Source organism: Pseudoxanthomonas taiwanensis (assembly GCF_010093135.1).
GTDB lineage: Bacteria > Pseudomonadota > Gammaproteobacteria > Xanthomonadales > Xanthomonadaceae > Pseudoxanthomonas > Pseudoxanthomonas taiwanensis.
This window is the reverse complement of the sequence record NZ_PDWK01000005.1, coordinates 15,580-42,049: the sequence shown is the minus strand read 5'-3', so window position 1 is coordinate 42,049 and position 26,470 is coordinate 15,580. Positions and strand designations below refer to the sequence as shown.

Sequence of the window (26,470 nt, the reverse complement as noted above, 5' to 3'; positions counted from 1 at the left end):
CGGCCACGTCGCTGCGTCCTCAGCGCGAGACCACTTCGGTCGCCGCGAAGAAGTAGGCGATCTCGATGTTGGCGTTCTCGACCGAGTCAGAGCCGTGCGCGGCGTTGGCGTCGATCGACTCGGCGAAGTCGGCACGGATGGTGCCCGGCGCGGCCTCCTTCGGGTTGGTGGCGCCCAGGATCTCGCGGTGCTTGGCCACCGCGTTCTCGCCCTCCAGCACCTGGATCATCACCGGGCCGGAGGTCATGAACTCGACCAGGGCGTTGAAGAACGGGCGCTCGCGGTGCACCGCATAGAAGCCCTCGGCCTCGCGGCGGGTCAGCAGCTTGTACTTGGCGGCCACGATCTTCAGGCCGGCCTTCTCGAAACGGGTGTAGATCTCGCCGATGACGTTCTTGGCGACGGCATCGGGCTTGATGATGGACAGGGTGCGCTCCAGCGCCATGTGCGTTCTTCTTTTCTCGGATGGATGGGACGGCATCCCGGGCCAACCGGCCCGAGGTTAACAGAAAAACCCGCGGCGGGGCGCGGGCTTAGCTGGGAATCGTGACGCGATTCTAGCATGCCCGCCGGCCCGGCGGGGCCGCCATGCTGCAATGCAAAATGACCGGGCCGCCGGGCCGGGCCTAGGATAAAACAATCGTTTGATTGAAGGGCCCGACCGTGGGCAGGCCGGCACACTTCTCCACCAAGGACCGGATCCTCAGCGCCGCCGAGGAGCTGTTCGCCCAGCACGGCTTCGCCGGCACTTCGCTGCGCCAGGTCACCAGCCTGGCCGCGGTCAACATCGCCGCGGTCAACTACCACTTCGGCTCCAAGGAGCACCTGATCAACGAGGTCTTCCGCCGGCGCATGGACGCGATGAGCGCCCAGCGCCTGCAGCAGCTGGAGGCGGCCGTGCGCGACCACCCCGGCCAGCTGGAGCCGATCCTGGCCGCCTTCATCGAACCGGCACTGGCCCTGGCGCAGGATCGCAACGGAGGCGCCGCCTTCGTCCGGGTCATCGCCCGGGCCTACGCCGAGCACAACGAGAGCCTGCGCAGGTTCCTGTCCGACCACTACGGCCACGTCCTGCGCGAGTTCGGCAAGGCCATGGCCGGGTGCCTGCCCGGCCTGGACAAGGAAACGCTGTACTGGCGCCTGGACTTCCTTGCCGGTGCCCTGACCTACGCCATGTCCGACTTCGGTCTCATCAAGCGCCCGCCCGGCGCCAGCGAGGCCGCCCACCGCGCCCGCGCGGCGCGGGAACTGATCCGTTTCGCCGCCGCGGGCCTGCAGGCCCCGGCGCAGTGACATCCGCCACCTCGAGGTAACGACAATGTCCGAGAAACTGCTTGTGCGCCGCGCCGCCGTCCTGGGCGCCGGCGTGATGGGCGCCCAGATCGCCGCCCACCTGACCAATGCGGGCGTGGATACCGTGCTGTTCGACCTGCCCGCCAGGGAGGGCGATCCCAACGGGGTGGTCCTGAAGGCCATCGCCAACCTGGGCAAGCTCAGCCCGGCACCGCTGGCCAGCAGGTCGCTGGCCGGCGCCATCACCCCGGCCAACTACGAGACCGGCCTGGAGCTGCTGCGCGGCTGCGACCTGGTGATCGAGGCCATCGCCGAGCGGATGGACTGGAAGCAGGACCTGTACCGCAAGATCGCCCCGTACGTGGCCGACCACGCGGTGCTGGCCTCCAACACCTCCGGCCTGGGCATCAACAAGCTTGCCCAGGCGCTGCCGGAACAGCTGCGCCACCGCTTCTGCGGCGTGCACTTCTTCAACCCGCCGCGCTACATGCACCTGGCCGAGCTGATCCCGGCCGACACCACCGACCGCAAGGTGCTCGAGGGCCTGGAAGGCTTCCTCACCACCCAGATCGGCAAGGGCGTGATCTACGCCAAGGACACGCCGAACTTCATCGGCAACCGCATCGGCGTGTTCTCGATCCTGTCCATCATCCACCACACCCGCCAGTTCGGTCTGGGCTTCGACGAGGTGGACGCGCTGACCGGCCCGCTGGTGGGCCGGCCGAAGTCGGCCACCTACCGCACCTCCGACGTCGTCGGCCTGGACACCATGGCCCACGTCATCAAGACCATGGCCGATACCCTGCCGCAGGATCCGTGGCACAGGTACTTCCAGTCGCCCGACTGGCTGGCCGCGCTGATCGCCAAGGGCGCGCTGGGCCAGAAGGCCGGCGCCGGCGTGTTCCGCAAGGTGGGCAAGGACATCCTGGTCCTGGACCTGGAGAAGCAGGACTACCGCCCGGCCGACCGCAAGGCCGCCGACGAGGTGGTCGAGATCCTCAAGACGAAGGACCCGGCCGAGAAGTTCCGCAGGCTGCGCGAGAGCAACCACCCGCAGGCGCAGTTCCTGTGGGCCGCGTTCCGCGACCTGTTCCACTACGCGGCCTACCACCTGGCCGACATCGCCGACACCGCCCGCGACGTGGACCTGGCCATCCGCTGGGGCTACGGCTGGAGCATGGGTCCGTTCGAGACCTGGCAGGCCGCCGGCTGGAAGCAGGTGGCGCAGTGGATCGCAGAGGACATCGCCGCCGGCAAGGCCATGAGCGACGCCCCGCTGCCGGCCTGGGTGCTGGACGGCCGTGACGGCGTGCACGCCGCCGAGGGCAGCTACAGCCCGGCGCGCAACGCCATGGTGCCGCGCTCCTCGCTGGCCGCGTACAAGCGCCAGCGCTTCCCCGACCCGCTGCTGGGCGAGAAGTTCGACGCGGGCACCACCGTGTTCGAGAACGACGGCGTGCGCATGTGGCACGACGGCGACGGCATCGCCGTGGTCTCGTTCAAGACCAAGATGAACACCGTCTCCGACCACGTGCTCAACGGCCTGCAGGAGGCGATCTCCATCGCCGAGCGCGACTTCCAGGGCCTGGTGATCTGGCAGCACAGGGAGCCCTTCTCCGCCGGCGCCGACCTGGCCGGCGCGCTGGGCCTGCTGCAGGCCGGCAAGGTGGAGGAGTTCGACGCCCTGGTCGCCAATTTCCAGCGCACCAGCCAGCGCATCAAGTACGCGCTGGTGCCGGTGGTGGCCGCCGTGCGCGGCATGGCCCTGGGCGGCGGCTGCGAGTTCCAGATGCACAGCGCCCGCACCGTGGCCCACCTGGAGAGCTACATCGGCCTGGTCGAGGCCGGCGTGGGCCTGCTGCCGGCCGGTGGCGGCCTGAAGGAGCTGGCGGTGCGCGCCGCGCGCGCGGCCGGCCCGGGCGGCGACGTGTTCGCCGAGCTGAAGAAGGTGTTCGAGACCGTGGCCATGGCCAAGGTGTCCACCTCGGCCATCGAGGCCAAGGAGCTGGGCCTGCTGCGCCCGGACGACAAGGTCGTGTTCAACGCCTTCGAGCTGCTGCACGTGGCCAAGGCCGAGGCGCGCGCCCTGGCCGAGGCCGGCTACCGCCCGCCGCTACCGGCGCGCAGCATCACCGTGGCCGGCGACGTCGGCATCGCCACCTTCCGCATGCTGCTGGTCAACATGCTGGAGGGCCGCTTCATCAGCGAGCACGACGACCAGATCGCCACCCGCATCGCCACCGTGCTGTGCGGCGGCCAGGTCGACCGCGGCAGCCAGGTGGACGAGGAGTGGCTGCTGCGCTTGGAGCGCAAGCACTTCGTCGAGCTGGCGCAGCAGGAGAAGACCCAGGCGCGCATCGCGCACATGCTCAAGACGGGCAAGCCCCTGAGGAACTGAGCGGACGACCGCGCACCCCGCGCGTGGCGCCGGGCACGCCCCGGCGCCAGGCCCGCCGACTCATCCTCCCAACCGAGACAAAGAACATGAGCAAGCAGATCCAGGACGCCTACATCGTCGCCGCCACCCGCACCCCGGTGGGCAAGGCGCCCAAGGGCGTGTTCCGCAACACCCGGCCGGACGAGATGCTGGCCCACGTGCTGAAGGCCGTGGTCGCGCAGGCTCCGGGCATCGACGTCAACCGCATCGACGACGCCATCATCGGCTGCGCCATGCCCGAGGCCGAGCAGGGCATGAACGTGGCCCGCATCGGCCTGCTGCTGGCCGGCCTGCCCAACACCATCGCCGCGCAGACGATCAACCGCTTCTGCTCCTCCGGCCTGCAGGCCGTGGCCCTGGCCGCGGACCAGATCCGCCTGGGCAACGCCGACCTGATGCTGGCCGGCGGCACCGAGTCCATGTCCATGGTGCCGATGATGGGCAACAAGGTCGCGCTCAGCCCGCAGGTCTTCGCCCGCGACGAGAACGTGGCCATCGCCTACGGCATGGGCATCACCGCCGAGAAGGTGGCCGAGGAATGGAAGGTCAGCCGCGAGGACCAGGACGCCTTCGCCCTCGCCTCCCACCAGAAGGCGCTGGCCGCCATCGCCGCCGGCGAGTTCCGCGACGAGATCACCCCGTACGAGGTGGTCTCGCACGTGCCCGACCTGGCCGGCCACACCATCGTCGAGAAGCGCAGGCTGGTGGACACCGACGAAGGCCCGCGCCCGGACACCTCGCTGGAGAGCCTGGCCAGGCTGCGCCCGGTGTTCCGCAACGGCCAGTTCGGCGGCACCGTCACCGCCGGCAACGCCTCGCAGATGAGCGACGGCGCCGGCGCGGTGCTGCTGGCCTCGGAGAAGGCCATCAAGGAGTACGGCCTGACCCCGCTGGCCCGCTTCGTCGGCTTCTCGGTGGCCGGCGTGCGTCCGGAGGTCATGGGTATCGGCCCGATCGCCGCGATCCCGAAGGCGCTCAAGCAGGCCGGCATCAGCCAGGAGCAGCTGGACTGGATCGAGCTCAACGAGGCCTTCGCCGCGCAGGCGCTGGCGGTGATCCGCGACCTGGGCCTGGACCCGGCCAAGGTCAACCCGCTGGGCGGCGCGATCGCCCTGGGCCATCCGCTGGGTGCCACCGGCGCCATCCGTACCGCCACCCTGGTGCACGGCCTGCGCCGCCGCAAGCAGAAGTACGGCATGGTGACCATGTGCATCGGCACCGGCATGGGCGCGGCGGGCATCTTCGAGGCGGGCTGACCGCCCCCACCCGCCGGCCACGGAAACGAACGGCGCCCCGCGGGCGCCGCTCGTCTTTTCCTGGTCCGGGTGGCGGGCTCAGTCCGGCTCGCGCACGCCCAGCTCCCGCAGGGCGTCCTGCATCATCTGCCGGGCGGCATCGCTGAGCTTCTCGTTGTCGAGCGCGTAACGGATGGTGGCCTCGACCAGGCCCAGGTGGGTGCCGCAGTCGAAGCGCGTGCCCTGGAAACGGTAGGCATGCACCGGCTCCTGCTCCAGCAGCGCGGCGATGGCGTCGGTCAGCTGGATCTCGCCGCCGGCCCCGGGCGTGGTCGCCTCCAGCAGCGGGAAGATGCGCGGGCTGAGCACGTAGCGCCCCACCACCGCCAGGGTGCTGGGCGCCTCCTCCGGCCTGGGCTTCTCGACGATCCGGCGGATCCGTCCCTGGCGGCCGTCGAAGGCGTCGGTGGCCACGATGCCGTAGCTGCCGGTGTTCTCGGCCGGCACGTCCTCCACCGCGATGACGCTGCCGCCGGTGGCCGCGGCCACGTCGGCCATCTGCCGCAGCGCGCCGGGGCCGCCGCGGTTCCAGATCAGGTCGTCGGGCAGCAGCACCGCGAACGGCTCGTCGCCGACGATCTCCCTGGCGCACAGCACCGCATGGCCCAGGCCGAGGGCCTCGGCCTGGGTGACGAACACCGCGCGCACGCCCTCCGGCAGAGGGTTGCGCACCAGCTCCAGCTGTTCGAGCTTGCCCGCGCGCTCGAGCTTCTGCTCCAGCTCGTAGGCCTTGTCGAAGTAGTCGGCCACCGCATGCTTGTACCGGTTGGTGATGAACACCAGGGTGTCGCACCCGGCCTCGATGGCCTCGTCGACGGCGTACTGGATCAGTGGCCGATCCACGATCGGCATCATCTCCTTGGGGACCGTCTTGGTTGCCGGCAGGAAACGGGTACCCAGGCCGGCCACGGGAAATACAGCTTTGCGTACTCTCCTGGTCATCGGATCGTCCTGGCCTCACGCGCCGGAAACGGCACCACAGTCGTGCCACCGTCACCGGAATCTGCCGCCGTTACCGGCTTGTACTCGGGAACCACCTCGCGGAGGATCTCGCGAAGGGCCGCCTCATCATAGCGCACGACGGCCTCCCGCATGCGCTCGACGCCGGTGCGGACCAGATCAGGCGAATATTGCCGACCACCAGCCTCCAGGATCTTGGAATGGGAAGTAGGCCGGTACTGCTCGTCGGCGTAGAACAGGGTCTCATGCAGCTTCTCGCCCGGGCGCAGGCCGGTGTAGACGATGGCGATGTCGCGGCCGGGCTGCTTGCCCGCCAGGCGGATCATCTGCTCGGCCAGCATGCGGATGGACACCGGCTCGCCCATGTCCAGGGTGTAGATGGCCGCGTGCGAGCCGGAGGCGGCCGCCTGCACGATCAGCTGGCAGGCCTCCGGGATGGTCATGAAGTAGCGGGTCACCTCCGGGTCGGTGACCGTCACCGGCCCGCCCTGGCGGATCTGCTCGCGGAACAGTGGCACCACGCTGCCGGCCGAGTCCAGCACGTTGCCGAAGCGCACGGTCACGTAGCGCGTGCCCTCGACGCGGGCATCCAGCGACTGGGCGATCATCTCGGCGAAGCGCTTGGTGGCGCCGAGCACGTTGGCCGGATTGACCGCCTTGTCGGTGGAGATCAGCACGAAGGTGCCCACCTGGTACTCGCGGCACAGGTCGGCGACGGTGTGCGTGGCCAGCACGTTGTTGCGCACCGCCTCGCGCAGCTGGCTCTCCAGCAGCGGCACCTGCTTGTACGCGGCGGCATGGAACACGGCGTCGGGCTGGGCCAGACGCAGCGCGTGCGCCGTCACCGCCGGATCACCGCAGTCGCCGAGCACCGCGTGCACCTCCAGGTCCGGGAAGGCGCGGCGCAGCTCGGCGTCGATGGTGATCAGCGCCAGCTCGTCGATCTCCAGCAGCACGATCTTGCGCGCGCCGTGGCGGGCGCACTGGCGGCACAGCTCCGCGCCGATGGAACCGCCGGCACCGGTGACTAGCACCGTGCGCCCGCCAAGCCAGCCGCGGATCAGCTTCCAGTCCGGCGTCACCGGCTTGCGGCCCAGCAGGTCCTCGATGGCCACCTCCTTCAGCTCGCCCGGCAGCGCACGCCCCTCCAGCACGTCGGTCAGGCGCGGCACGGTGCGGAACGGCAGGCCGGTGCGCTCGCAGATGGACACCACCCGCTGCATGCCGGCCGCGTCCAGCGAGGGCATGGCGATGACCAGCATACCGGCGGCCACATCCTTGGCCACGGCCGGGGCGTCCTCGAGGCGGCCCAGCACGGGCAGGCCCTGCAGGAAGGAACCCTTGAGCTTGGGGGAATCGTCGAGGAAGCCCACCGGCTGGTAGGCCCCGGACCGGCGCAGATCGCGCACCAGCGCCTCGCCGGCGCGCCCGGCGCCCAGGATCAGCACGCGGCGCAGGACCATGTCGCCACTGCCGACGTGGTAGTCCTTCCACATGCGGTAGAGCATGCGCGGCATGCCCAGCAGCACGGTCAGGGCGAACGGATACAGCACCAGCGCGCTGCGCGACACCGACTCCAGGCGGTTGTAGATGGCCAGGCCCAGGACGATGGCCAGCAGGCCGAACAGGGAGGCCCTGAGGATGTTCCACAGGTCCGGGATGCTCGCGAAGCGCCACACCCCGCGGTACAGGCCCACCTTCCAAAACACCAGGCCCTGGGCAATCAGCACAATGAGCAGCGTCGCCGCGGGCGAGGTCCAGTCGTAGGCGCCCTCTTGTGACGCATAGCGCAGTACGTGGAGCGCCTGCCAGCAGAACGCGACCACGACCAGGTCGTGGACCACCACAGCGATGCGGGGCAGGACGGTTGGCAGGTTGCTCCTGAGGTTCATCCGTTACTCGATTACGCTGGTCGTTGTAGGAGACGACGCAACACGAGCCATCCAAGGCCCGAAACAGCCAGCCAGCCGAAAGCGCCTACCGCCGCCAGCCAAGGCTCGGTCCCACGCAACTGGGGCGACACAATTACAGCTATGATACTGAATGTTCCGTAGACGGATGTGACGAAGGCGTGGGTGCGTCCAGCCCTGACCCAGGTCTGATACAGGTGCGTCACATGCGGCAGCCACCAACGCTCACCAACCAGCATCCGCCTCAGGAGAGTGAACGAAGCGTCTACAAGAAATGCCGAAAAAGGCATTAGGACCAGTAGCGAATGGCCGACATCCCGCATCCCCACGGCCACGGGCACGGCCAGCGCCGCCAGCACGAAACCGAGCGCGCCGCTGCCGACGTCGCCGAGGAAGATGCGTGCACGAGGAAAGTTGAACGGAAGGAAACCGGCGCACGCAGCCGCCAATGCGAGGCAAGCCGGCGCCAGCGCCGGAGCGGCCAGCAACGCCAGCCCGGCCGCGGCGATGGCCGCCTGCGAGGCGGCCAGCCCGTTGATGCCGTCCATGAAGTTCCAGACGTTGACCAGCACCGGCACGGCCACCAGCGCCAGCAGCACCGCCGGCCACGGCAGGCCCGTGAAGTGGAAGCCGGCCGCCAGCACGATGCCGGCCAGGCCCTGCACGCCCAGGCGCAGCCACGGCGACAGGGGCCTGTGGTCGTCGATCCAGCCGATGCCGGCGACCAGCAGCAGACCGGCGGCGAATCCGGCCAGCATCGGCGCCGGGTACATGGACTGCCACGCGGCCACCGCCACGGCCGCCAGCAGGGCGACGACGATGCCCAGGCCGCCGCCACGCGGTGTGGGCACGGTGTGGCTGCGGCGCTCGCCCGGTTCGTCCACCAGGCGGTGCCGCGCGTAGCGCAGCGTCAGCCAGGTGGCCAGCCCCGCCAGGGCCGCCAGCGCCGCCAGCCCGACCACGCCGGACATCACACCACCGCGTAGTTCAGCAGCGGCTTGACCGTGCCCCACTCCTTGCAGCTCGGGCACTGCCAGTGGTGGGTGCGCGCGCCGAAGCCGCAGCGGGTGCAGCGGTAGCTGGGGTTGCGCACCAGCAGCTGGTCGGTGATGTGCTTGAGGTCGTGCAATGTGGCCGTGGGATCGGCGCCGACGGCCAGGGTCAGGTCGATCAGCGCGGCCTCGCCGCGCACCGACGGGCGGTCCTTGAGCTGGCGGCCGAGGTAGTCGCGCGCCGCCTTCGGGCCTTCCTGCGTTTCGATCAGCCGGGTCAGCGCCAGCACCGGCGCGATGCCGCGGTAGTGCTCGGTCATCTCGGCCAGGAAGGCGCGTGCGCCGGCGCTGTCGCCGGCCTGCTGGTAGCAGGCCAGCAGGCCGGGCAGCAGCTCCGGCAGGTAATCCGGGTCGTGGCGGGCGGCGCGCTCGAAGGCGCGGATGGCGCCCTCCGGATGGCCGGCGTCGGCCTCGATGCGCCCTTCCAGGATGCCCGCGCGCACGCAGGTGGCGTCGGCCTGGTAGGCCCGCGCGATGGCCTGGCGGGCGGCTTCCAGGTCGCCGTTGGCGCGGTGGCGCTCGGCCAGCTCGCACTCGAACTGGGCGATCAGCTTGCCCATCGGCTCACCGGTCACCTCCTCGTAGCGGGTGGCATTGTCGATCGCCTTCTCCCAGTCGCGCTCGGCCTGGTAGATGCCGATCAGGTGGCGCAGCGCCTGCGGGGCGCGCTGGTCGATGCGGGCCAGATCGGTGAACACCGTCTCGGCGCGGTCCAGCAGGCCGGACTTCATGTAGTCCTCGCCCAGCGCCAGCAGCGCCTGCACGCGCTGCGCGTCGCTCAGGTCGGTGCGTTGCACCAGTCCCTGGTGCAGGCGGATGGCGCGGTCGACCTCGCCGCGACGCCGGAACAGGTGGCCCAGCGCCAGCTGGGTCTCGAAGGTCTCCTTGTCCAGTTCGGCGATGTGCAGGAACAGTTCGATGGCCTTGTCCGGCTGCTCGTTGAGCAGGTAGTTCAGGCCGCGGAAGTAGGTGCCGGACAGGCGGCTGACCTGGGTGTCGCCGTGGCGTTGCCCGCCACGGCGGCCCACCACCCAGCCGCTCACCGCGGCCAGGGGCAGGAACAGGAAGAACCAGAACCACTCGTTGAGGAATTCCATGTGTCAGGATCCTTGCCCGCAATCGGGGGGCGGCACCGGCGCGGGCGCGGCGGACTGCGCGGCGGCGCGTTCGGCGCGGCGCAGGCGCGCCTGCAGGGGAATGACGGTCGTGGCCAACACCAGGCCGCCGCCGAGCAGCACGCCGGCCAGCAGTGCGACCACCACGGCGATGCCCGAGGTGGTCACCACCTCGGCCACGCCGAGATTGATCAGGATGCGCTGTGAATTGAGTGATCCGACCACCAGCCCCGCGACGAGGAACGCGAGCAGGGCCAGCAGGCGAAGGATGTTCATGGGCCCGGTCTCCGGCAACGGCCGCCGCCAAGCTTAGCCGAGGCCGCACGGGAGGCGGGAGACGCCGGGCGGATCAGCCGGCGTCGGGGGTGCCGTTCGGGACCGGCAGCACGTTGCTCACGCGCTCGCGCAGTTCCTTGCCCGGCTTGAAGTGCGGGACGTACTTGCCCGGCAGCGCGACCGAATCCCCGGTCTTGGGATTGCGGCCCAGGCGCGGCGGGCGGTAGTGGAGCGAAAAACTGCCGAAACCGCGGATCTCGATGCGGTCGCCCGAGGCCAGCGAGCCGGCCATCATCTCCAGCAACGCCTTGACGGCGAGGTCCACGTCCTCGGCCTTCAGGTGCGACTGGCGGCGGGCCAGTATCTCGATCAGTTCAGACTTGGTCATCACGGACGGTATGGACGGGCCTCATACGCCGCGGCGGCCCGGAGGTCCGGGCCGCCGCGGTGCCAATCGCGGTTAAGGCTTACTCGGACTTGGCGCCGAGCTGCTCGCGCAGCAGCGCGCCAAGCTTGGTGGTACCACCGGCCGTCGACTGGTACTCCTCCAGCACCTCGCGCATCTCGGCCTCGTCCTTGGCCTTGATCGACAGCTGCAGGGTGCGGCCCTTGCGGTCCATGCCCACGAACTTGGCCTCGATCCGGTCGCCGACCTTCAGGTGCTGGGTGGCGTCGTCGACGCGCTCGTGGCTGATGTCGCGCGCGGCCACGTAGCCCTCGATGCCCTCGGCCAGCTCGACCACGGCCCCCCTGGCGTCGACCTCCTTCACCACGCCCTCGACCTTGGAGCCCTTGGGGTGGGCGGCCATGAACTGGCCGAACGGATCCTGCTCCATCTGCTTCAGGCCCAGGCTGATGCGCTCGCGCTCCGGGTCCACGGCCAGGACCACGGCCTCGAGGGTGTCACCCTTCTTGAAGTTGCGCAGCACGTCCTCGCCGGAGGTGTTCCAGCTGATGTCGGACAGGTGCACCAGGCCGTCGATGCCGCCTTCCAGGCCGATGAAGATGCCGAAGTCGGTGATGGACTTGATCTGGCCGGTGACCTTGTCGCCCTTCTTGTGGGTGGCCGCGAAGGTCTCCCACGGGTTGGCGGCGACCTGCTTCATGCCCAGCGAGATGCGGCGGCGCTCCTCGTCCACGTCCAGGACCATGACCTCGACCTCGTCGCCGACCTGCACGACCTTCGACGGGTTGACGTTCTTGTTGGTCCAGTCCATCTCGGACACGTGCACCAGGCCCTCGACGCCCGGCTCGATCTCGACGAACGCGCCGTAGTCGGTGACGTTGGAGACGCGGCCGAACACGCGGCTGTTGGCCGGGTAGCGGCGGGAGATGTTCTCCCACGGATCCTCGCCCAGCTGCTTCAGGCCCAGCGAGACGCGGTTGCGCTCGCGATCGAACTTCAGCACGCGCACGTCCAGCTCGTCGCCGACGTTGACCACCTCGGACGGATGGCGCACGCGCTTCCAGGCCATGTCGGTGATGTGCAGCAGGCCGTCGATGCCGCCCAGGTCGACGAAGGCGCCGTAGTCGGTGAGGTTCTTGACCACGCCGCGCAGCACCGCGCCTTCCTGCAGCTTCTCCAGCAGCTGCTCGCGCTCCTCGCTGTGCTCGCTCTCGACCACCGCACGGCGGGAGACGACCACGTTGTTGCGCTTGCGGTCCAGCTTGATGAGCTTGAACTCCAGCTCCTTGCCTTCCAGGTAGGCCGGGTCGCGCACCGGGCGCACGTCGACCAGCGAGCCCGGCAGGAACGCGCGGACGTCCTTGATGTCGACGGTGAAGCCGCCCTTGACCTTGCCGCTGATCTTGCCGGTGACGGTCTCGTTGTTCTCGAGCGCCTTCTCCAGCTCGTCCCACACCATCGCGCGCTTGGCCTTCTCGCGCGACAGCACGGTCTCGCCGAAGCCGTTTTCGATGGCGTCCAGGGCGACCTTGACCTCGTCGCCCACCTTCACCTCGATCTCACCGGCGTCGTTCCGGAACTGCTCGATCGGCACGATGCCTTCGGACTTCAGGCCGGCGTTGATCACCACCACGTCGCCGCGGATGTCCACGACGGTACCGGTGACGATGGCGCCCGGCTTCAGCTTGGCCAGGTTGCTCTGGCTCTGTTCGAACAGCTCGGCAAAAGATTCGGTCATTAGTTGGTTACTCGGTTGAACACACGGACGAAGCCGGCCGCGCCGTGCCTCGCCCCCCTGTCGGATCCCGCAGGATCCTGTGTGATGATGGTTGTGGATGGGACCGCCGCGATGGACTGCGGCGGGGCTCGCCTGCTGCGGCAGAAAATCAACCGGCGCGTGCCGGCACCAGGGCCAGCACGCGCTCGACGACTTCCTCGATGGTCAGGCCGGTGGTGTCGATCGACACGGCGTCTTCGGCCGGCTTCAGCGGCGCCACCGCGCGCTGCGCATCGCGGGCATCGCGGGCAAGGATCTCCCGCAGCAGGTCGTCAAATGTAACCGAAACCCCTTTTTCCTTCAACTGGTTATGCCGCCGCCGGGCGCGCTCCTCGGCGCTGGCGGTCAGGAACACCTTCACGGTGGCGTCGGGGAAGATCACCGTGCCCATGTCGCGGCCGTCCGCGACCAGCCCCGGCGGCCGGCGGAAGGCCCGCTGGCGCTCGCGCAGGGCCGCCCGCACCTCCGGGATGGCGGCGATGGCCGAGGCCAGGGCCCCGGTGGTCTCCAGGCGCAGCTCGTCGGTGGCGTCGGTGCCGTTGACCAGCACCCGCAGGCCGCCCGGGCCGTCCCTGAATTCGATCCGGGTGTCGAAGGCGCAGCGGACCAGGGCGCCCTGGTCGGACGGGTCCAGGCCGGCCCAGCTGGCGGCCACCCCGACCGCCCGGTACAGTGCGCCCGAATCCAGGTAGTGCCAGCCCAGGCGCGAGGCCACCAGCCGGCTGACCGTACCCTTCCCCGCCCCGGAGGGGCCATCGATGGTGAGGACCGGGGCGGATTCGGACATGGGCGCATTCCTGTGCACGTGGGGACGGAAATTGTAGCCCCCGTCCCGCCGCCGCCGGGACAGCCGGCGCAACCGCTTGAAACAGCGAAGGAAACGCCGCTAGAATAACGGGCTTGTTTGCACGCCCGGGCCACCGGCCCTGGCTTCCCTTTACCGTCGTCCTTCGAGGTCTGTCATGAAAGTCCTGTCCTCCCTGAAGTCGGCGAAGGCCCGTCACCGCGACTGCAAGGTGGTCCGCCGTCGCGGCAAGGTCTTCGTGATCTGCAAGTCCAACCCGCGCTTCAAGGCCCGCCAGCGCTGAGCCGGCGCCGCCCCGCAGGAGGCCGGACTTGACGACGTGAAGGCCGCAGCGATGCGGCCTTCCGCGTTTCCGGGCCGCCCGCCGGCAGGCCGGCGCCCTGCCCCGGCCGCCACGGTTCTGCTTACAATCGGCGGCGACACCGCCGCCGGCGGCCGCCAAACGGGGAGAGCATCGCGATGAAGCACCGTCTGTACACCCTGTCCCTGCTGCTGTCGCTCCCGTGGCTTACCGCCCGGGCCGACACCCTGCTGATCGAACGGGTGCAGAAGCCGGACACCGCCCAGCCCGCGCGCGGCCAGACCATGGCCCAGGTCGAGGCCCGCTTCGGACCACCGCAGGAGAAGCTGGAGCCGCGCGGCGGGCAGAAGAAGCAGTGGCCGGTGATCCACCGCTGGGTGTACCCCGACTACGTGGTCTACTTCGAGAAGGACCGCGTGATCGACGTGGTCGCCCGCCAGGCCAGCCCGAACGAGGTCGGCCCCAAGCCGCCGGTCCGCTGACCGGCCGCCCCGCACCCGCGGGGCGCACCGCATCCATGCCCGTGGCGCGCCGCCGGCCGGCGCGCCCTCTTTTTCCCGCGCCGGCCACCGGCGCCCGACGCCTTCCCCCGCACATGACCGACAAGCTGCGCTTCCCCGCGGAGTGGGAACCCCAGTCCGCGATCCTCATCGCCTGGCCCCACGCCGGCACCGACTGGGCCGAACGCCTGGGCGAGGTCGAGGAGACCTACATCGCCCTGGTCGCCGCCGTCACCCGCTTCCAGGACTGCTGGATCTGCGTGGCCGACGACGACGTGGAGACCTACGCCGAGGCGCGCCTGCGCTCGGCGCGGGTGGACATGCGCCGGGTGCGCTTCATTCCGTTCGACTACGACGACACCTGGCTGCGCGACTCCGGCCCGATCACCCTGCGCGAGGGCGGAGGCTTCCGCATCCTGGACTTCCGCTTCACCGCCTGGGGCGGCAAGTTCGAGGCCGGCCGCGACGACCGCCTGGTCGAGGCACTGTGCGCCCAGGGCCTGTTCGGCGCCACCCCGCGCCAGCGCATCGACTTCGCCCTGGAGGGCGGCGCCATCGAGACCGACGGCGCCGGCACCCTGCTGACCACCTGGCGCTGCCTGCACGAGCGCCACCCGCAGGCCAGCCGCGAGGAGCTGACCGCGAAGCTGTCCGGCTGGCTGGCCCAGGACCGCGTGCTGTGGCTGGACCACGGCGGTCTGGAGGGCGACGACACCGACGCCCACATCGACACCCTGGCCCGCTTCGCCCCGGACGATGCCATCGTGTTCCAGGCCTGCGACGACCCGGCCGACACGCACTACGCCGAACTGCAGGCGATGGCCGGCGAGATCGCCGCGCTGCGCACGCGCGACGGCCGCCCCTACCGCCTGTTCCCGCTGCCGTGGGCGCGCCCGATTCTCGACGGTGGCCGGCGCCTGGCCGCCTCCTACGCCAACTTCCTGGTGCTCAACGGTGCGGTGCTGATGCCGGCCTACGGCGACCCGGCCGACGCCCTGGCCGCGGACGTGCTGGCCCGCGCCTACCCCGGCCGCGAGGTCGTGCAGGTGCCCTGCCGCCCGCTGATCTGGCAGAACGGCAGCCTGCACTGCATCACCATGCAGCTGCCCGCCGGCCTGCCGGCCTGAACCCGGTCCCGTCCGCATCCGCCGCCGCCCGCGCCACCGCGCGGGTTGGCCTGCGTGCAGCCCCCTGACCCTACAATTGCCCCGCTGAAGACCAACCCCCTTCCCGTCGCGCTCGTCCAGGAGCGCAACCACGGCGACGCCGAGGCCAACCTGGCCGTGATCGAGCAGCGCGTGGCCGAGGCCGCCGCCCAGGGCGCGCGCCTGGTGCTGCTGCAGGAACTGCACAACGGCGCCTACTTCTGCCAGCACGAGTCGGTGGCCGAGTTCGAGCGCGCCGAGCCGATCCCCGGCCCCAGCACCGAGCGCCTGGGCGCGCTGGCCCGGAAACACGGCGTGGTGCTGGTCGGCTCGCTGTTCGAGCGCCGCGCGGCCGGCCTGTACCACAACACCGCCGTGGTATTCGAGAAGGACGGCAGCATCGCCGGCAAGTACCGCAAGATGCACATCCCCGACGATCCGGGCTTCTACGAGAAGTTCTACTTCACCCCGGGCGACCTGGGCTTCCGCCCGGTGGACACCTCGGTCGGCCGCCTGGGCGTGCTGGTGTGCTGGGACCAGTGGTATCCGGAGGCCGCGCGCCTGATGGCCCTGGCCGGCGCCGAGCTGCTGCTGTACCCGACCGCCATCGGCTGGGACCCGGACGACGCCCAGGACGAGAAGATCCGCCAGCGCGACGCCTGGGTGCTGAGCCACCGCGGCCATGCCGTGGCCAACGGCCTGCCGGTGCTCTCGTGCAACCGTGTCGGCCACGAGCCCTCGCCGCTGGGTGCCTCGGGCATCGACTTCTGGGGCAACAGCCACGTGCTCGGCCCGCAGGGCGAGTTCATCGCCGAGGCTGGCACCGAGCCGACCCTGCTGCTGTGCGAGGTGGACCTGCAGCGCAGCGAGCACGTGCGCCGGATCTGGCCGTTCCTGCGCGACCGCCGTATCGACGCCTACGACGGCCTGCTGAAGCGCTACCTCGACTGACGGCGGCAGCCACACCTCCCGGAGCCGGCCCGATGAACGACACCTCCCTGCCCGCCCGCGCCGAGCCGCTGCAGGACCAGCCCGTGCGCGTGGTCGAGCGGGACGGCGTGCGCTACACGCTGCTGGGCACCGCCCATGTCTCCCGCGCCTCGGTCGAGGCGGTGCGCGCGGCGGTGGCCAGTGGCGCCTACGACGCGGTCGCGGTGGAGCTGGACCCGGGCCGGCTGCAGTCGCTGTCCGACCCGGACACGCTGGCACAGCTGGACATCGTGCGCGTTTTGCGCGAGGGCAAGACCCACCTGTTCGCCGCCAACCTGGCCCTGTCGGCGTACCAGCGCCGCCTGGCCGAGCAGCTGGACGTGGAGCCGGGCGCCGAGCTGAAGGCGGCGGTGGAGGGTGCCCGCGCCCGCGGCCTGCCGGTGCACCTGGTGGATCGCGAGGTCGGCCTGACCTTCCGCCGCGCCATGCAGAAGCTGGGCTGGTGGGGCCGGGCCAGGACCGGCGCCGGCATCCTGCTGGCGATGTTTGCCGACGAGCAGGTCGGCGACGAGGAGATCGAAAAGCTCAAGCAGGGCGACATGCTGGAGGCCAGCTTCGGCGAGTTCGCCAGCCACAGCCCGGCCCTGTACGAGGCGGTGATCGCCGAACGCGACCGCTACATGGCCGCGCGCCTGCGCCAGTGCGCGGGCGATGCGCGCAACGTCCTGGCCGTGGTCGGCGCGGGCCACCTGCCCGGTCTGGCCCGGCACCTGGCCGAGGACCGGGACGACCCGGCACAGGTCCAGCGCGAACTGGAGACGGTGCGCGAGAAGTCGCGCTTCCCGTGGATGGAGGTCGTGATCGGCGCCTTCCTGCTGGGCGGCTTCGCCTGGGGCTTCTGGCAGGGCGGCATCGACGTGGGCTCGGACCTGCTGCTGCAGTGGGTGCTGGCCACCGGCCTGCTCGGCGCGCTCGGCTGCGCCATCGCCGGCGGCCATCCGCTGAGCATCCTGGCCGCCTTCGTCGCCTCGCCGCTGACCCCGCTGCATCCGGCCCTGGCCTCGGGGACGGTCAGCGCCCTGGTCGAGGCCACCCTGCGCAAGCCCACCTACGCCGACTTCATGGCCCTGCGCGACGACGTCCAGGGACTGGCCGGCTGGTGGCGCAACCGCGTGGCGCGGGTGCTGCTCAACTTCTTCCTGACCAGCCTGGGCACCGCCATCGGCGTGTGGACCGGCGGGCTGCGCATGCTCGGCCGGCTGGTCGGCTGAACAAGGAACGGCGGCCCTGCGGCCGCCGTTCCCCGTCTCCTTGCTTCTGCCGGCGCCTTCCGCCGCTCATTCCGGCCGCACCGCCACCGGCGCCGTGGCGGCCGGCGGCAACCCGCGCGCCCGGCGCAGCAGCCGCGCCATGCCCGCGCGCATGTCGTCCAGGATGGCGTAGATGGTCGGCAGGAACAGCAGGCTGACCACCGTCGAGAACGCCAGGCCGCCGGCGACCGCGCGGGCCATCGGCGAGTACTCCAGGCCGCCCAGGATCACCGTGTCGCTGAGCGAGATCGGCACCATCGCCAGGATCGCCGTGCCCATGGTCATCATGATCGGGCGCAGGCGCTCGCGGCTGCCCTCCACCAGCGCGTCCAGCCTGGACAGGCCGCGCCGGCGCAGGTTGTTGATGTGCTCGATCATGATGATGCCGTTGTTCACGACCACGCCCATCAGCACCAGCACGCCAATGAAGGCCATGACCGTGAACGGGGTGCCGGTGAGCCAGAACAGCCAGTACACGCCGAACACCGAGAACAGCACGCAGCTCATGATCGCCGACGGGAACAGCAGCGACTCGAACACCGCCGCCATCAGCACGTAGATCATCACCAGGGCCAGCAGCAGGTTGAACATCATCTGCTTCATGCCCTCCTCGTCCTCCTGGAAGGCCGAGCCGTCGAACGAGTAGGTGTAGCCGGGCGGGAACTGCACCGACTTGAGCGTCTCCTCCATGGCCTTGCGTGCCTCGGGCCGGGTGGTGCCGTCGGTCAGGTCGGCCTGCAGGGTCAGCACGGTCTGCCGGTTGTAGCGGCTGATCGTGCTGGCGGCCGGCCGCACCGACACGTCCACCATGCTCATCAGCGGCACCATGCGCCCGTCCGCGGCGCGCACCATGAGGCTGGCGATGTCCTCCAGCCCGTACTCCTCGGCACCCTGGAAGCGCACCGTCACCGGCACCTCGGTCTGGCCACGGCGGAACTCGCGCAGCTGCGTGCCACGCAGGGCCAGGCCGATGAAGTTGGACACCTCCTGCGCGGAGAAGCCGTAGGCGGCGGCGCGCTCGCGGTCCACCCGCACGGACAGCTCGCTGTTGCTGTCGCCGCCCTCCACTCGCACGTCGCGCAGCTCCCTGCGCGCCGCCAGCAGCGGGATCACCTGCCCGGCCAGCTCGGCCAGCACCTGGGTGGAGTCCCCCACCAGCTGCACCTGCACGTTCTGGCCCGGCGAGCCCCCGCCGCCGTCGGAGGCCCTGCGCACGCTGATGTTGGCGCGGGCCGACTTGGGCAGCTCGCGGCTGATCATGTCCGACAGTGCCGTGTTGTCCTTGACCGACTTGTCGAAGGTGACCATGGTGGCCGACCCGTCGTTCGACTCGTTGAACCACGAGTACGTCTGGACGATGCGGAACCGCTCGCGGTTCTCGTGCAGGAAGCGCTCGACCCTGGCCACCTCCTCGGAGATCTGCTCCAGGCTGTAGCTGCCCTTCCACTGGTACACGATCTGGATCTCGCCGGAGCCGCCTCCGCCAAAGAAGTCCACCTTGGTCCCGGCCATCGGCACGAAGCTGACCACGATGATCAGCACGATGCCCAGCACACTCCAGCCGCGGTGCTGCAGGCTCCAGCGCAGCAGGCGGGCGTAGCCGCGCTGCATGCGCGGGATGATGCCGTCGGGCCGGTACACCGCCGGCGGGGTCTGCAGGCGGGAGGACAGCATCGGGATCAGGCTGACCGCGACCAGCCACGAGGCCAGCAGCGACACCGTGATGGTGATGGCCAGCTGGGCCATGAAGATGCTGATGTTGTTGACCTCGCCCAGCAGGTTGGGCAGGAACACGATGCAGTGCGACAGAGTACCCGCCGACAGGGCGATGGCCACGTTGCGGGTGCCGACGATCGAAGCCAGGCGCGGCTGCCCGGGCATGCGCTCACGCTCCTGGTAGATGCTCTCCACCACGACCACGGCGTTGTCCACCAGCATGCCCACCGCCAGCAGCAGGCCCATCAGGGTCAGCACGTTCAGGGTCACGCCGGCGAAGTACATGAAGCCCAGCGTCACCACGAAGCAGATCGGGATGGCCAGAGTGACCATCAGGGTCGAGGGCCAGTGGCGCAGGAAGAAGAACAGCACCGCCACCGACAGCACCAGGCCGATCACGCCGGCCTCGGCCAGTTCCAGCAGCGAGTCGGTGACGTCCTGGCCCATGTTCTGGATGATCTTGAAATCGATGTCGCGCAGGCCGGGCTGCTGGCGGATCGCCTCGATCTCGCGCAGCGCGGCGCGCGAGACCTCCACGAGGTTGGCGTTGCGCTCCTTGTAGATGTCCAGGCCCACCGCGGCACGACCGTCCAGGCGGCGACCGTAGTTCATGCGCTGCCCCTTCAGGCGCACGTCGGCGATGTCGCCCAGGCGCAGGCCCTGGGAGTTCAGCGCCATGTCGCGCAGCTCCTGCAGGTCGGTCAGCTCGCCGATCGGCTGCAGCCGCAGGCGCCGGCCGCCGTCCTCGACGTGCCCGGCCGAGACCGAGAAGTTGACCTGGCGCAGGCGCTCGGCCAGCTCGTTGAGGCCCAGGTTGTGCGCGGTCAGCCGGTTCGGATCGATGGCCACCTCGACCTCGCTGGGCGGCGCGCCGCTGATCTCCACCCGCGCCACGCCCGGGATACGCTCCAGGCGCCGTTTCATGTCGCGGTCGAGCATGTCGTAGGCGCGGGTCAGGTCGGTGTCGCCGGCCAGGCGCACGCGCAGGATCGCCTCGTCGCTGGTGGACCACTTGTGCACGTAGTAGCGCTGGAAGTCGTCCGGCAGATCCTTGCGGATGGCGTCCAGCCGCTCGCGCGCCTCCGAGGCGGCGATGGAGATGTCGCGCTCCCAGTCGGAGAACTCGATGAAGATGGCGGCGCCATTGGCGGTGGCCTGGCTGCGCATGCGCTTGATGCCGCTGAGCGTGGACAGCGCCTCCTCGGCCGGCCGCAGCACCGTGCGCTCCACCTCCTCCGGGGTGGAGCCGGTGTACGGCAGCTGCACGAACATGAAGGGCGCCGACACGTCCGGAAGCGCCTCCAGCGGCAGGCGCACCGACGCGATCAGGCCGATCACGAACAGCGACACGAAGCACATGATCGTGGTGACCGGCCGCCGGATGCTGAATTCGGAAACGCTGCTCATGCGCTCTCCAGCCCTTCGTCGCCGTCCAGGCCGCCGCCCTGCTCGCCGCCGGCACGGGCGAGGCGGCCGCGCTCGACGTAATAGGCGTCGGCGCGCCGGTCCATCAGGTCGTACACGACCGGGATCACGAACAGGGTCAGCAGGGTCGACACCAGCAGGCCGCCGATCACGGTGATGGCCATCGGCGAACGCACCTCGGCGCCGTCGCCCAGGGCGATGGCCAGGGGCAGGAAGCCGAACAGCGTGGCCATGGTGGTCATGGTGATCGGGCGCAGGCGCGAGCGCGCGCCCTCGACCAGCGCCTGGCGCTTGGCCACGCCGGCCTCGCGCAACTGGTTGACCTTGTCGATCAGGATGATCGCGTTCTTGGTCACCAGGCCCACCATCAGGATCAGGCCGATGAACACCACCACCGAGATGGTGTTGCCGGTGATGGCCAGGGCCAGCACTGCGCCGACCAGCGCCAGCGGGATGGTGAACAGGATCACGAACGGGTGCAGCAGCGACTCGAACTGCGAGGCCATCACCAGGTAGACCAGGAACACGGCCAGGGCGAAGGCGAACAGCAGCGAGCGCACCGACGCGGCCAGCTCCTCGCCCTGCCCGCCGATGTGCATGCCCACGCCGGCGCCCAGCGGGTCGGCCGCGACCATCGCACGCACCTCCTCCACCGCCGAACCCAGGTCGATGCCGCGCAGGTTGGCCGAGACGACCGCCACGCGCGCCTGGTCGGCGCGGTGGATCTCGCTCGGGCCGGTGGTGGCGACCACGTCGGCCACCGCGGCCAGGCGCACGGCGCGGCCGTTGCCGGGGTTCACGATCAGGTTGCGGATGTCCTCGACCGAGGCGCGGTCGGACTCCTGCGCGCGCACCAGCACGTCGATCTTGCGGTCGCGGAAGTTGTAGCGGGTGGCCACCTCGCCGCGGACCTTCTTCACCACCGCGTCGGCGACCTGGCGGGTGGTCAGGCCCAGCGCCGCGGCCCGCTCCTGGTCGAAGCGGATCTGGATCTCCGGGAAGCCCTGCTCCACCGTGGACTTGACGTCGGTGTAGTGCGGGTTGCCGCGCAGCATGGCCGCCAGCTTCTGCCCGGCCCGCTCCAGCTCCTGCAGGTCGTTGCCGCGCAGCTCCACCTCCAGCGGCGTGGAGAAGCTGAACAGCTGCGGCCGGCTGAAGTCCACCTGCGCGCCCGGGTAGCGGGCCATGGTCGCGCGCATGCGGTCGCTCTGCTCGGCCTCGAACTGGCGGCTGCCGCCGCCGGCCATGACCACGGTGAGCTTGGCGATGTTCTCGCCGCTCTCGGTGGGGTTGGCGTCCAGGCGGGTGCCGCTGCCGCTGACGCCGAACAGCGTCTCCACGCCGGCGTCGCCCGCGTGTGCCTGCTGCAGCTCGCGCACCACCCGGTCGGTCTCGCGCAGCGGGGTGCCGGGCGGCAGCCGCACGGTCATCTCGAAGCGGTCCTGCGCCAGCTGCGGGATCAGGTCCGTGCCCAGGAACGGCAGCACCACCAGCGCCGCGGCGAAGGCCACGGCGGCGAACAGCAGCACCCGCCGCGGCCGTTCCAGTGCCGCCGGCAGCAGGTCCAGGTAGCGCCGCTCGGCGGCGTGGTACGGCTTCATCGCCAGGTCGCTGAGGCGGTACATCAGCGGGCCGACCAGCCTCGCCAGCAGGCGCCAGGCACGCACGGCCAGCCCGGCCACGCCGAACACCACGCCGCGGAACAGCGCGCCGATGCCGCGCCCGGCCAGTGCGAAGGGCTTCTGCAGGCGGGAGGCCGGCTGCCAGCGCGGGCGCTCCGGCTCCCCCGGGAAGCCGAGCGGCGCGCGGCCCCGCCACGCCGACAGGGTCGGGATCAGGGTCATGGCCACCACCAGCGACACGCCCACCGCCAGGGCGATGGTCAGCGCCTGGTCGCGGAACAGCTGGCCGGCCACGCCCTCGACGAACACCAGCGGCAGGAACACGGCGATGGTGGTCAGGGTCGAGGCGACCACCGCCATGCTGACCTCGCGGGTGCCCTCGATCGCCGCCTCGATCACCCCCAGGCCGCGCTCGCGCGCCTTGGCGATGCTCTCCAGGACCACGATCGAGTCGTCCACCACCAGGCCGGTGGCCAGGGCCAGGCCGCCGAGCGACATCACGTTCAGGCTCAGGTCCAACTGGTCCATGAAGAAGAACGTGGCGATGATCGACACCGGCAGCGACAGGCTGACCACCAGCGTGCTCCAGCCGTTGCGCAGGAACAGGAAGATCACCAGCACCGCCAGCACGCCGCCCAGCACCGCGTCCTTCTTCACCTCGCTGATGGCGCTGCGGATGAACTTGGACTGGTCGTCGATGACGGTCAGCTCCATGTCGCCCGGGAACTGGCGGCGGATGTGTTCCAGGCGCGCCTTGACCGCGTCGGCGGTGGCCACGGTGTTGGCGTCGCCCTCCTTGTAGATGGCCAGCTCCACCGCCTCCTTGCCGGCCAGGCGGATGATCGCCTCGCGCTCCTTGTAGCCCTGGCGACCCTCGGCCACGTCCTTCAGGCGCACGGGCATGCCGCCGGCGATGGCGGTGGAGCCGGACCCGGCCGCGCTGCGCGCGTTGGCGGCGGCGGCCACCGCCGCGTCCGAGCCGGTGGCGGCGGCGATGGCGAACATCTGCTGCAGGGCGATCTCGGCGGCGCTGTTGCCGCCGCTCTGCGTGGTCAGCAGCATCTCGCGCATCTCCTCGACCGCGGAGAACTGGTTGACCGTGCGCACCAGGTAGCGCTGGCTGCCCTGCTCCAGGCGGCCGCCGGAGAGGTTGATGTTCTCCTGCTGTAGGCGCTGGATGACGGTGTCGATGGGCAGGTTGAGCTGGGCCAGCTTCTGCTGGTCGATGTCCACCTGGATCTCGTCCTCCAGGCCGCCGCCGACCTTGACCGCGGCCACGCCCGGCACCGGCTCCAGCCGCTTCTTCAGGTCGTCGTCGGCGAAGCGGCGCAGCGCGATCAGCTGGCGCACCGCCTCGGCCTCGTCGGCCGGCGGCTGCCTGGCCGTCAGCGCCAGGCGCATGATCGGCTCGGTGGACGGGTTGAAGCGCAGCAGCAGCGGCGGATCGGCCTCCAGCGGCAGCGACAGGGCCTCGATCTTGTCGCGCACCTCCAGGCTGGCCTGGTCCATGTCGGTGCCCCAGGCGAACTCCAGGACCACGTCGCTCTGGCCGGTGCGCGAGACGGACTTGAGCTTGCGCAGGCCCTTGACCACGCCCACGGCCTCCTCGACCGGCTCGGTGATCAGGGTCTCGATCTCCGACGGCGCCGCGCCCGTGTACTCGGTGCGCACGGTCAGGGTCGGGTAGCTCAGGTCCGGCAGCAGGTTGACCTTGAGCCCGCCCAGCGCGATCAGGCCGAACAGCACCAGGGTGATGGTGAACATCGCCACCGTCACCCGGCGCCGCACCGAGAACTCGACCAGGCCGCCGCGCAGGCCCGCCTGCATGCCGTGACCGGCGCCGCCGGACGGCGGCGCGCCCTCCTGCCTGTGCCCGCTCATTGCCGGCTGCCCGCGCTGGCCGCGGCGGTGGCCTTGCCCGCCATGCCGTCGCTGCCGCCGATGACGTGCACCACGCTGCCGTCGCGCAGCGCGACCTTGCCGGCGGTGACCACCGGCTCGCCCTCCTCGAGGCCGTCGCGGATCTCGCTCCACTCGCCGTCGGAGTAGCCCAGCTTGACCGGCACGCGCACGGCCTTGCTGTCGCGCACGGTGTAGACCGCCGGCTCGGCCTGGTCGTCCAGCAGGGCCACACGCGGCACCACCAGGGCGTCGGCGCGCTGGTCGTAGTCGATGCGCAGGCGGCCGAACATGCCCGGCTGCAGGCCGTCGTCGCCGGCGAAGGCACAGACCACGCGGAAGGTGCCGCTGCCGGAATCCACCACCGGCGCCACGCGGTCCACCACGCCCTGGAAGGTGCGGCCCGGCAGGGCGTCCACCTGCAGGCTCACCGGCTGGCCGGCCTTGAGGGTGGACAGCTCGCGCTCGGGCACATTGAGCGTGGCCTCCAGGCGGGAGGTGTCCACGATGCGGAAGATCGGCGTGTTGATCTGGACGAAGTTGCCGGCCTTGATCGAGCGCGAGGCGACCACGCCGGAGATCGGCGCCACCACCGTGGTGTAGGACAGCTCCAGGCGGGTCATGTTGTAGTGGGCGCGGGCGTTTTCCAGGTCGTAGCGCATCTGGTCGACCTCGCCGGCGCTGATCAGCTGCTGCTCGGCCAGCTGGCGGGCGCGGTGGTAGTTGTTCTCCAGCTTGCGCAGCTGGGCCTCGGCCTGGGCCACGGCCAGGCGGGCGCGGTCCGGGTCCAGGCGCACCAGCGGCTGGCCGGCCTTGACGTGCTGGCCCTCCTCCACCAGCACCTCCAGGGCCACCCCGGAGGTCTTGGCCACCACCTGCGACTCGGCGCGGGGCTCCAGCGCCGCGGTGCCGGTGTAGCTGGCGGCGATGGCGCGGCGGCTGGCCGGCACCACCTCCACCGGGACGGCGTCGACGGCGGCCTCCTCCGGCTTGCCGGGCTTCTGCGCCTGGGCCTGGGCCGGATCGGGCCCCTTGCACGCGGACAGGGCGGCGGCCAGCGCCACGGCGATGGCGGCGGCCTTCAGGCCGGCGCGGGCGGACATGCCAACGTGGGGACGGGACATAGCGGTGTCCATGCTCGTTTGAGGGGGTCCTGGGGGACGTGACTAGGTGTTGTATGCAAGTACATCACCAAATCGGCAGTCCGCCATGCGCCGAAGGTCATGGTCGGCCGGGGTGGCGGGGGCCCGGCCTGCCCGGCATTGATCCAGCTCAATGCGGGCGGTTCACGGTTCTGTTAAGCCGCGGCTATACTGCGGCGGATTTCGTGTCCGGAGGGGTAGACCGGCACGACCTCATTCCCAATCCAGACAGACCGGACTGATCGAATGATGCGCCCGCTGCCGCTAGTCGCCTGCCTTGCCTTGGTCTCCCCCCTGCCCTTCGCCGCCGCCCAGGACGCCGGGCAACCGGCCCTCGCCGCGGAGGCCGCCCCCGCCACCGGCAACCCGGAGAGCGGCCGCCAGCTGGTCTACACCTGCCAGGGATGCCATGGCATCACCGGCTACAAGAACGCCTACCCCAGCTACAAGGTGCCCAAGATCGGCGGCCAGTCGGCCGAGTACCTGGCCCAGGCCCTGCACGAGTACCGCGAGGGCAAGCGCCGGCATCCGACCATGCGCGCGCAGGCCCAGAGCTTCTCCGACCAGGACATCGCCGACATCGCCGCCTTCCTGTCCACCCTCAAGTAAGCAGCCAACATGACGACAGCCGTGCACGCCCTGCGTCTTGCCGCCGCCGCCCTGGCCGCGGCCCTGTTCCTGGCCGCCTGCGGGCAGGAAGCCAGCTCCCCGGAGGCCGCCAGCGAAGGCGCCGCCGCGACCAGCTCCCCGGTGGGCCTGCCGCCCGGCCGCGTGGCCGCGGGCGAACAGCTCGCCGCCGCCAAGGGCAAGGCCACCGGCCAGAGCTGCGTGGACTGCCATGGCCCGGACGGCAATGTGCCGATCGACGCCAGCTACCCGAAGCTGGGCGGCCAGTACGCCGACTACCTGGCCTACGCGCTGCTGTCCTACCGCAAGGGCGAGCGCCAGCACCCGCTCATGACCCCGCAGGCCGCCGGCCTGAGCGACCAGGACATCGCCGACCTGGCCGCGTACTTCGCCTCGCGCCCGTCGCAGCTGCGCGACCTGCACGGCGTGTACTGAGCCGGCCTCCCCGCGCCACCCCGGAGGCCCGCGCAAGCGGGCCTCCGCCGTTTCCGGCCGGTGAAGGCCGGCCGGCGCCGGGCACGGCACAA

The 26,470-nt window shown here is 70.6% G+C and carries 22 protein-coding genes; 10 read left to right on the top strand and 12 right to left on the bottom strand.

What is annotated here, in order from left to right; genetic code table 11:
• Nucleotides 1-19: 19 nt before the first annotated feature.
• Nucleotides 20-445 carry a nucleoside-diphosphate kinase gene (gene ndk / locus CR938_RS01990; RefSeq protein WP_162123406.1) on the bottom strand — a complete coding sequence of 142 codons (426 nt, stop codon included), beginning with the start codon at nucleotides 443-445 and terminating at the stop codon, nucleotides 20-22.
• A 218-nt stretch (nucleotides 446-663) separates the two neighbouring features.
• Between ndk and CR938_RS01985 the strand changes: the two genes are divergently transcribed.
• The 3 genes from CR938_RS01985 to CR938_RS01975 all read left to right on the top strand — a co-directional run bounded on the left by CR938_RS01985 (nucleotide 664) and on the right by CR938_RS01975 (nucleotide 4,986).
• Complete coding sequence (locus CR938_RS01985) at nucleotides 664-1,293, top strand: TetR/AcrR family transcriptional regulator (RefSeq protein ID WP_162123431.1); 630 nt, start codon at nucleotides 664-666, stop codon at nucleotides 1,291-1,293.
• Nucleotides 1,294-1,318: 25 nt separating this feature from the next.
• Nucleotides 1,319-3,691, top strand: a complete 2,373-nt coding sequence (locus tag CR938_RS01980) for a 3-hydroxyacyl-CoA dehydrogenase/enoyl-CoA hydratase family protein (RefSeq protein ID WP_162123405.1) — start codon at nucleotides 1,319-1,321, stop codon at nucleotides 3,689-3,691.
• A gap of 86 nt (nucleotides 3,692-3,777) precedes the next feature.
• Nucleotides 3,778-4,986 carry an acetyl-CoA C-acyltransferase gene (locus CR938_RS01975; protein ID WP_162123404.1) on the top strand — a complete coding sequence of 403 codons (1,209 nt, stop codon included), beginning with the start codon at nucleotides 3,778-3,780 and terminating at the stop codon, nucleotides 4,984-4,986.
• Between the two features lie 78 nt (nucleotides 4,987-5,064).
• Here the strand turns inward: CR938_RS01975 and galU are convergent, their stop codons facing one another.
• From galU to cmk, 8 genes are all read right to left on the bottom strand, one after another.
• Nucleotides 5,065-5,967: a UTP--glucose-1-phosphate uridylyltransferase GalU gene (gene galU, locus CR938_RS01970; protein WP_162123403.1), complete on the bottom strand. Its 903-nt coding sequence runs from the start codon at nucleotides 5,965-5,967 to the stop codon at nucleotides 5,065-5,067.
• Nucleotides 5,964-7,877, bottom strand: a complete 1,914-nt coding sequence (locus CR938_RS01965) for a polysaccharide biosynthesis protein (protein WP_162123402.1) — start codon at nucleotides 7,875-7,877, stop codon at nucleotides 5,964-5,966. The genes galU and CR938_RS01965 overlap by 4 nt, the downstream gene beginning before the upstream one ends.
• Nucleotides 7,878-7,888: 11 nt before the next feature.
• Complete coding sequence (locus CR938_RS01960; protein ID WP_162123401.1) at nucleotides 7,889-8,866, bottom strand: MraY family glycosyltransferase; 978 nt, start codon at nucleotides 8,864-8,866, stop codon at nucleotides 7,889-7,891.
• Nucleotides 8,866-10,044 carry a lipopolysaccharide assembly protein LapB gene (gene lapB, locus CR938_RS01955; RefSeq protein WP_162123400.1) on the bottom strand — a complete coding sequence of 393 codons (1,179 nt, stop codon included), beginning with the start codon at nucleotides 10,042-10,044 and terminating at the stop codon, nucleotides 8,866-8,868. The genes CR938_RS01960 and lapB overlap by 1 nt, the downstream gene beginning before the upstream one ends.
• A 3-nt stretch (nucleotides 10,045-10,047) precedes the next feature.
• On the bottom strand, nucleotides 10,048-10,338 hold the full coding sequence (locus CR938_RS01950) for a hypothetical protein (RefSeq protein WP_162123399.1): 291 nt from the start codon (nucleotides 10,336-10,338) through the stop codon (nucleotides 10,048-10,050).
• 73 nt (nucleotides 10,339-10,411) lie between these two features.
• Entirely contained in the window at nucleotides 10,412-10,726 is a 315-nt protein-coding gene (locus CR938_RS01945; RefSeq protein ID WP_162123398.1) for an integration host factor subunit beta, read from the bottom strand.
• Between the two features lie 79 nt (nucleotides 10,727-10,805).
• Nucleotides 10,806-12,482 (bottom strand): 30S ribosomal protein S1, encoded by a 1,677-nt coding sequence (rpsA, locus tag CR938_RS01940; protein WP_162123397.1) that lies wholly within the window; start codon nucleotides 12,480-12,482, stop codon nucleotides 10,806-10,808.
• A gap of 148 nt (nucleotides 12,483-12,630) precedes the next feature.
• Nucleotides 12,631-13,308 (bottom strand): (d)CMP kinase, encoded by a 678-nt coding sequence (gene cmk, locus CR938_RS01935; protein ID WP_162123396.1) that lies wholly within the window; start codon nucleotides 13,306-13,308, stop codon nucleotides 12,631-12,633.
• A gap of 175 nt (nucleotides 13,309-13,483) precedes the next feature.
• Here cmk and ykgO point away from each other — a divergent pair, with 175 nt between their 5' ends.
• From ykgO to CR938_RS01910, 5 genes are all read left to right on the top strand, one after another.
• Complete coding sequence (gene ykgO, locus CR938_RS01930) at nucleotides 13,484-13,609, top strand: type B 50S ribosomal protein L36 (RefSeq protein ID WP_010342887.1); 126 nt, start codon at nucleotides 13,484-13,486, stop codon at nucleotides 13,607-13,609.
• A gap of 176 nt (nucleotides 13,610-13,785) precedes the next feature.
• Nucleotides 13,786-14,109: a hypothetical protein gene (locus tag CR938_RS01925; protein WP_162123395.1), complete on the top strand. Its 324-nt coding sequence runs from the start codon at nucleotides 13,786-13,788 to the stop codon at nucleotides 14,107-14,109.
• 113 nt (nucleotides 14,110-14,222) lie between these two features.
• Nucleotides 14,223-15,254 (top strand): agmatine deiminase family protein, encoded by a 1,032-nt coding sequence (locus CR938_RS01920; RefSeq protein ID WP_162123394.1) that lies wholly within the window; start codon nucleotides 14,223-14,225, stop codon nucleotides 15,252-15,254.
• An 84-nt stretch (nucleotides 15,255-15,338) separates the two neighbouring features.
• Nucleotides 15,339-16,223 carry a carbon-nitrogen hydrolase gene (locus CR938_RS01915; protein WP_162123430.1) on the top strand — a complete coding sequence of 295 codons (885 nt, stop codon included), beginning with the start codon at nucleotides 15,339-15,341 and terminating at the stop codon, nucleotides 16,221-16,223.
• Between the two features lie 32 nt (nucleotides 16,224-16,255).
• On the top strand, nucleotides 16,256-17,473 hold the full coding sequence (locus CR938_RS01910) for a TraB/GumN family protein (protein WP_162123393.1): 1,218 nt from the start codon (nucleotides 16,256-16,258) through the stop codon (nucleotides 17,471-17,473).
• A gap of 66 nt (nucleotides 17,474-17,539) precedes the next feature.
• Here the strand turns inward: CR938_RS01910 and CR938_RS01905 are convergent, their stop codons facing one another.
• From CR938_RS01905 to CR938_RS01895, 3 genes are read right to left on the bottom strand one after another with little or no spacing between them, the layout of a single operon-like run.
• Entirely contained in the window at nucleotides 17,540-20,635 is a 3,096-nt protein-coding gene (locus tag CR938_RS01905) for an efflux RND transporter permease subunit (RefSeq protein WP_162123392.1), read from the bottom strand.
• Nucleotides 20,632-24,102, bottom strand: coding sequence for an efflux RND transporter permease subunit (locus CR938_RS01900; protein ID WP_162123429.1), 3,471 nt, complete (start codon nucleotides 24,100-24,102; stop codon nucleotides 20,632-20,634). The genes CR938_RS01905 and CR938_RS01900 overlap by 4 nt, the downstream gene beginning before the upstream one ends.
• Nucleotides 24,103-24,152: 50 nt before the next feature.
• On the bottom strand, nucleotides 24,153-25,298 hold the full coding sequence (locus tag CR938_RS01895) for an efflux RND transporter periplasmic adaptor subunit (protein WP_425502405.1): 1,146 nt from the start codon (nucleotides 25,296-25,298) through the stop codon (nucleotides 24,153-24,155).
• 267 nt (nucleotides 25,299-25,565) lie between these two features.
• On the opposite strand from CR938_RS01895, the gene CR938_RS01890 reads away from it, so the two are divergent.
• Together CR938_RS01890 and CR938_RS01885 are read left to right on the top strand one after the other, a co-directional pair.
• Nucleotides 25,566-25,925, top strand: a complete 360-nt coding sequence (locus CR938_RS01890) for a c-type cytochrome (RefSeq protein WP_162123391.1) — start codon at nucleotides 25,566-25,568, stop codon at nucleotides 25,923-25,925.
• A gap of 9 nt (nucleotides 25,926-25,934) precedes the next feature.
• On the top strand, nucleotides 25,935-26,378 hold the full coding sequence (locus tag CR938_RS01885) for a c-type cytochrome (RefSeq protein ID WP_162123390.1): 444 nt from the start codon (nucleotides 25,935-25,937) through the stop codon (nucleotides 26,376-26,378).
• Nucleotides 26,379-26,470: the final 92 nt, after the last annotated feature.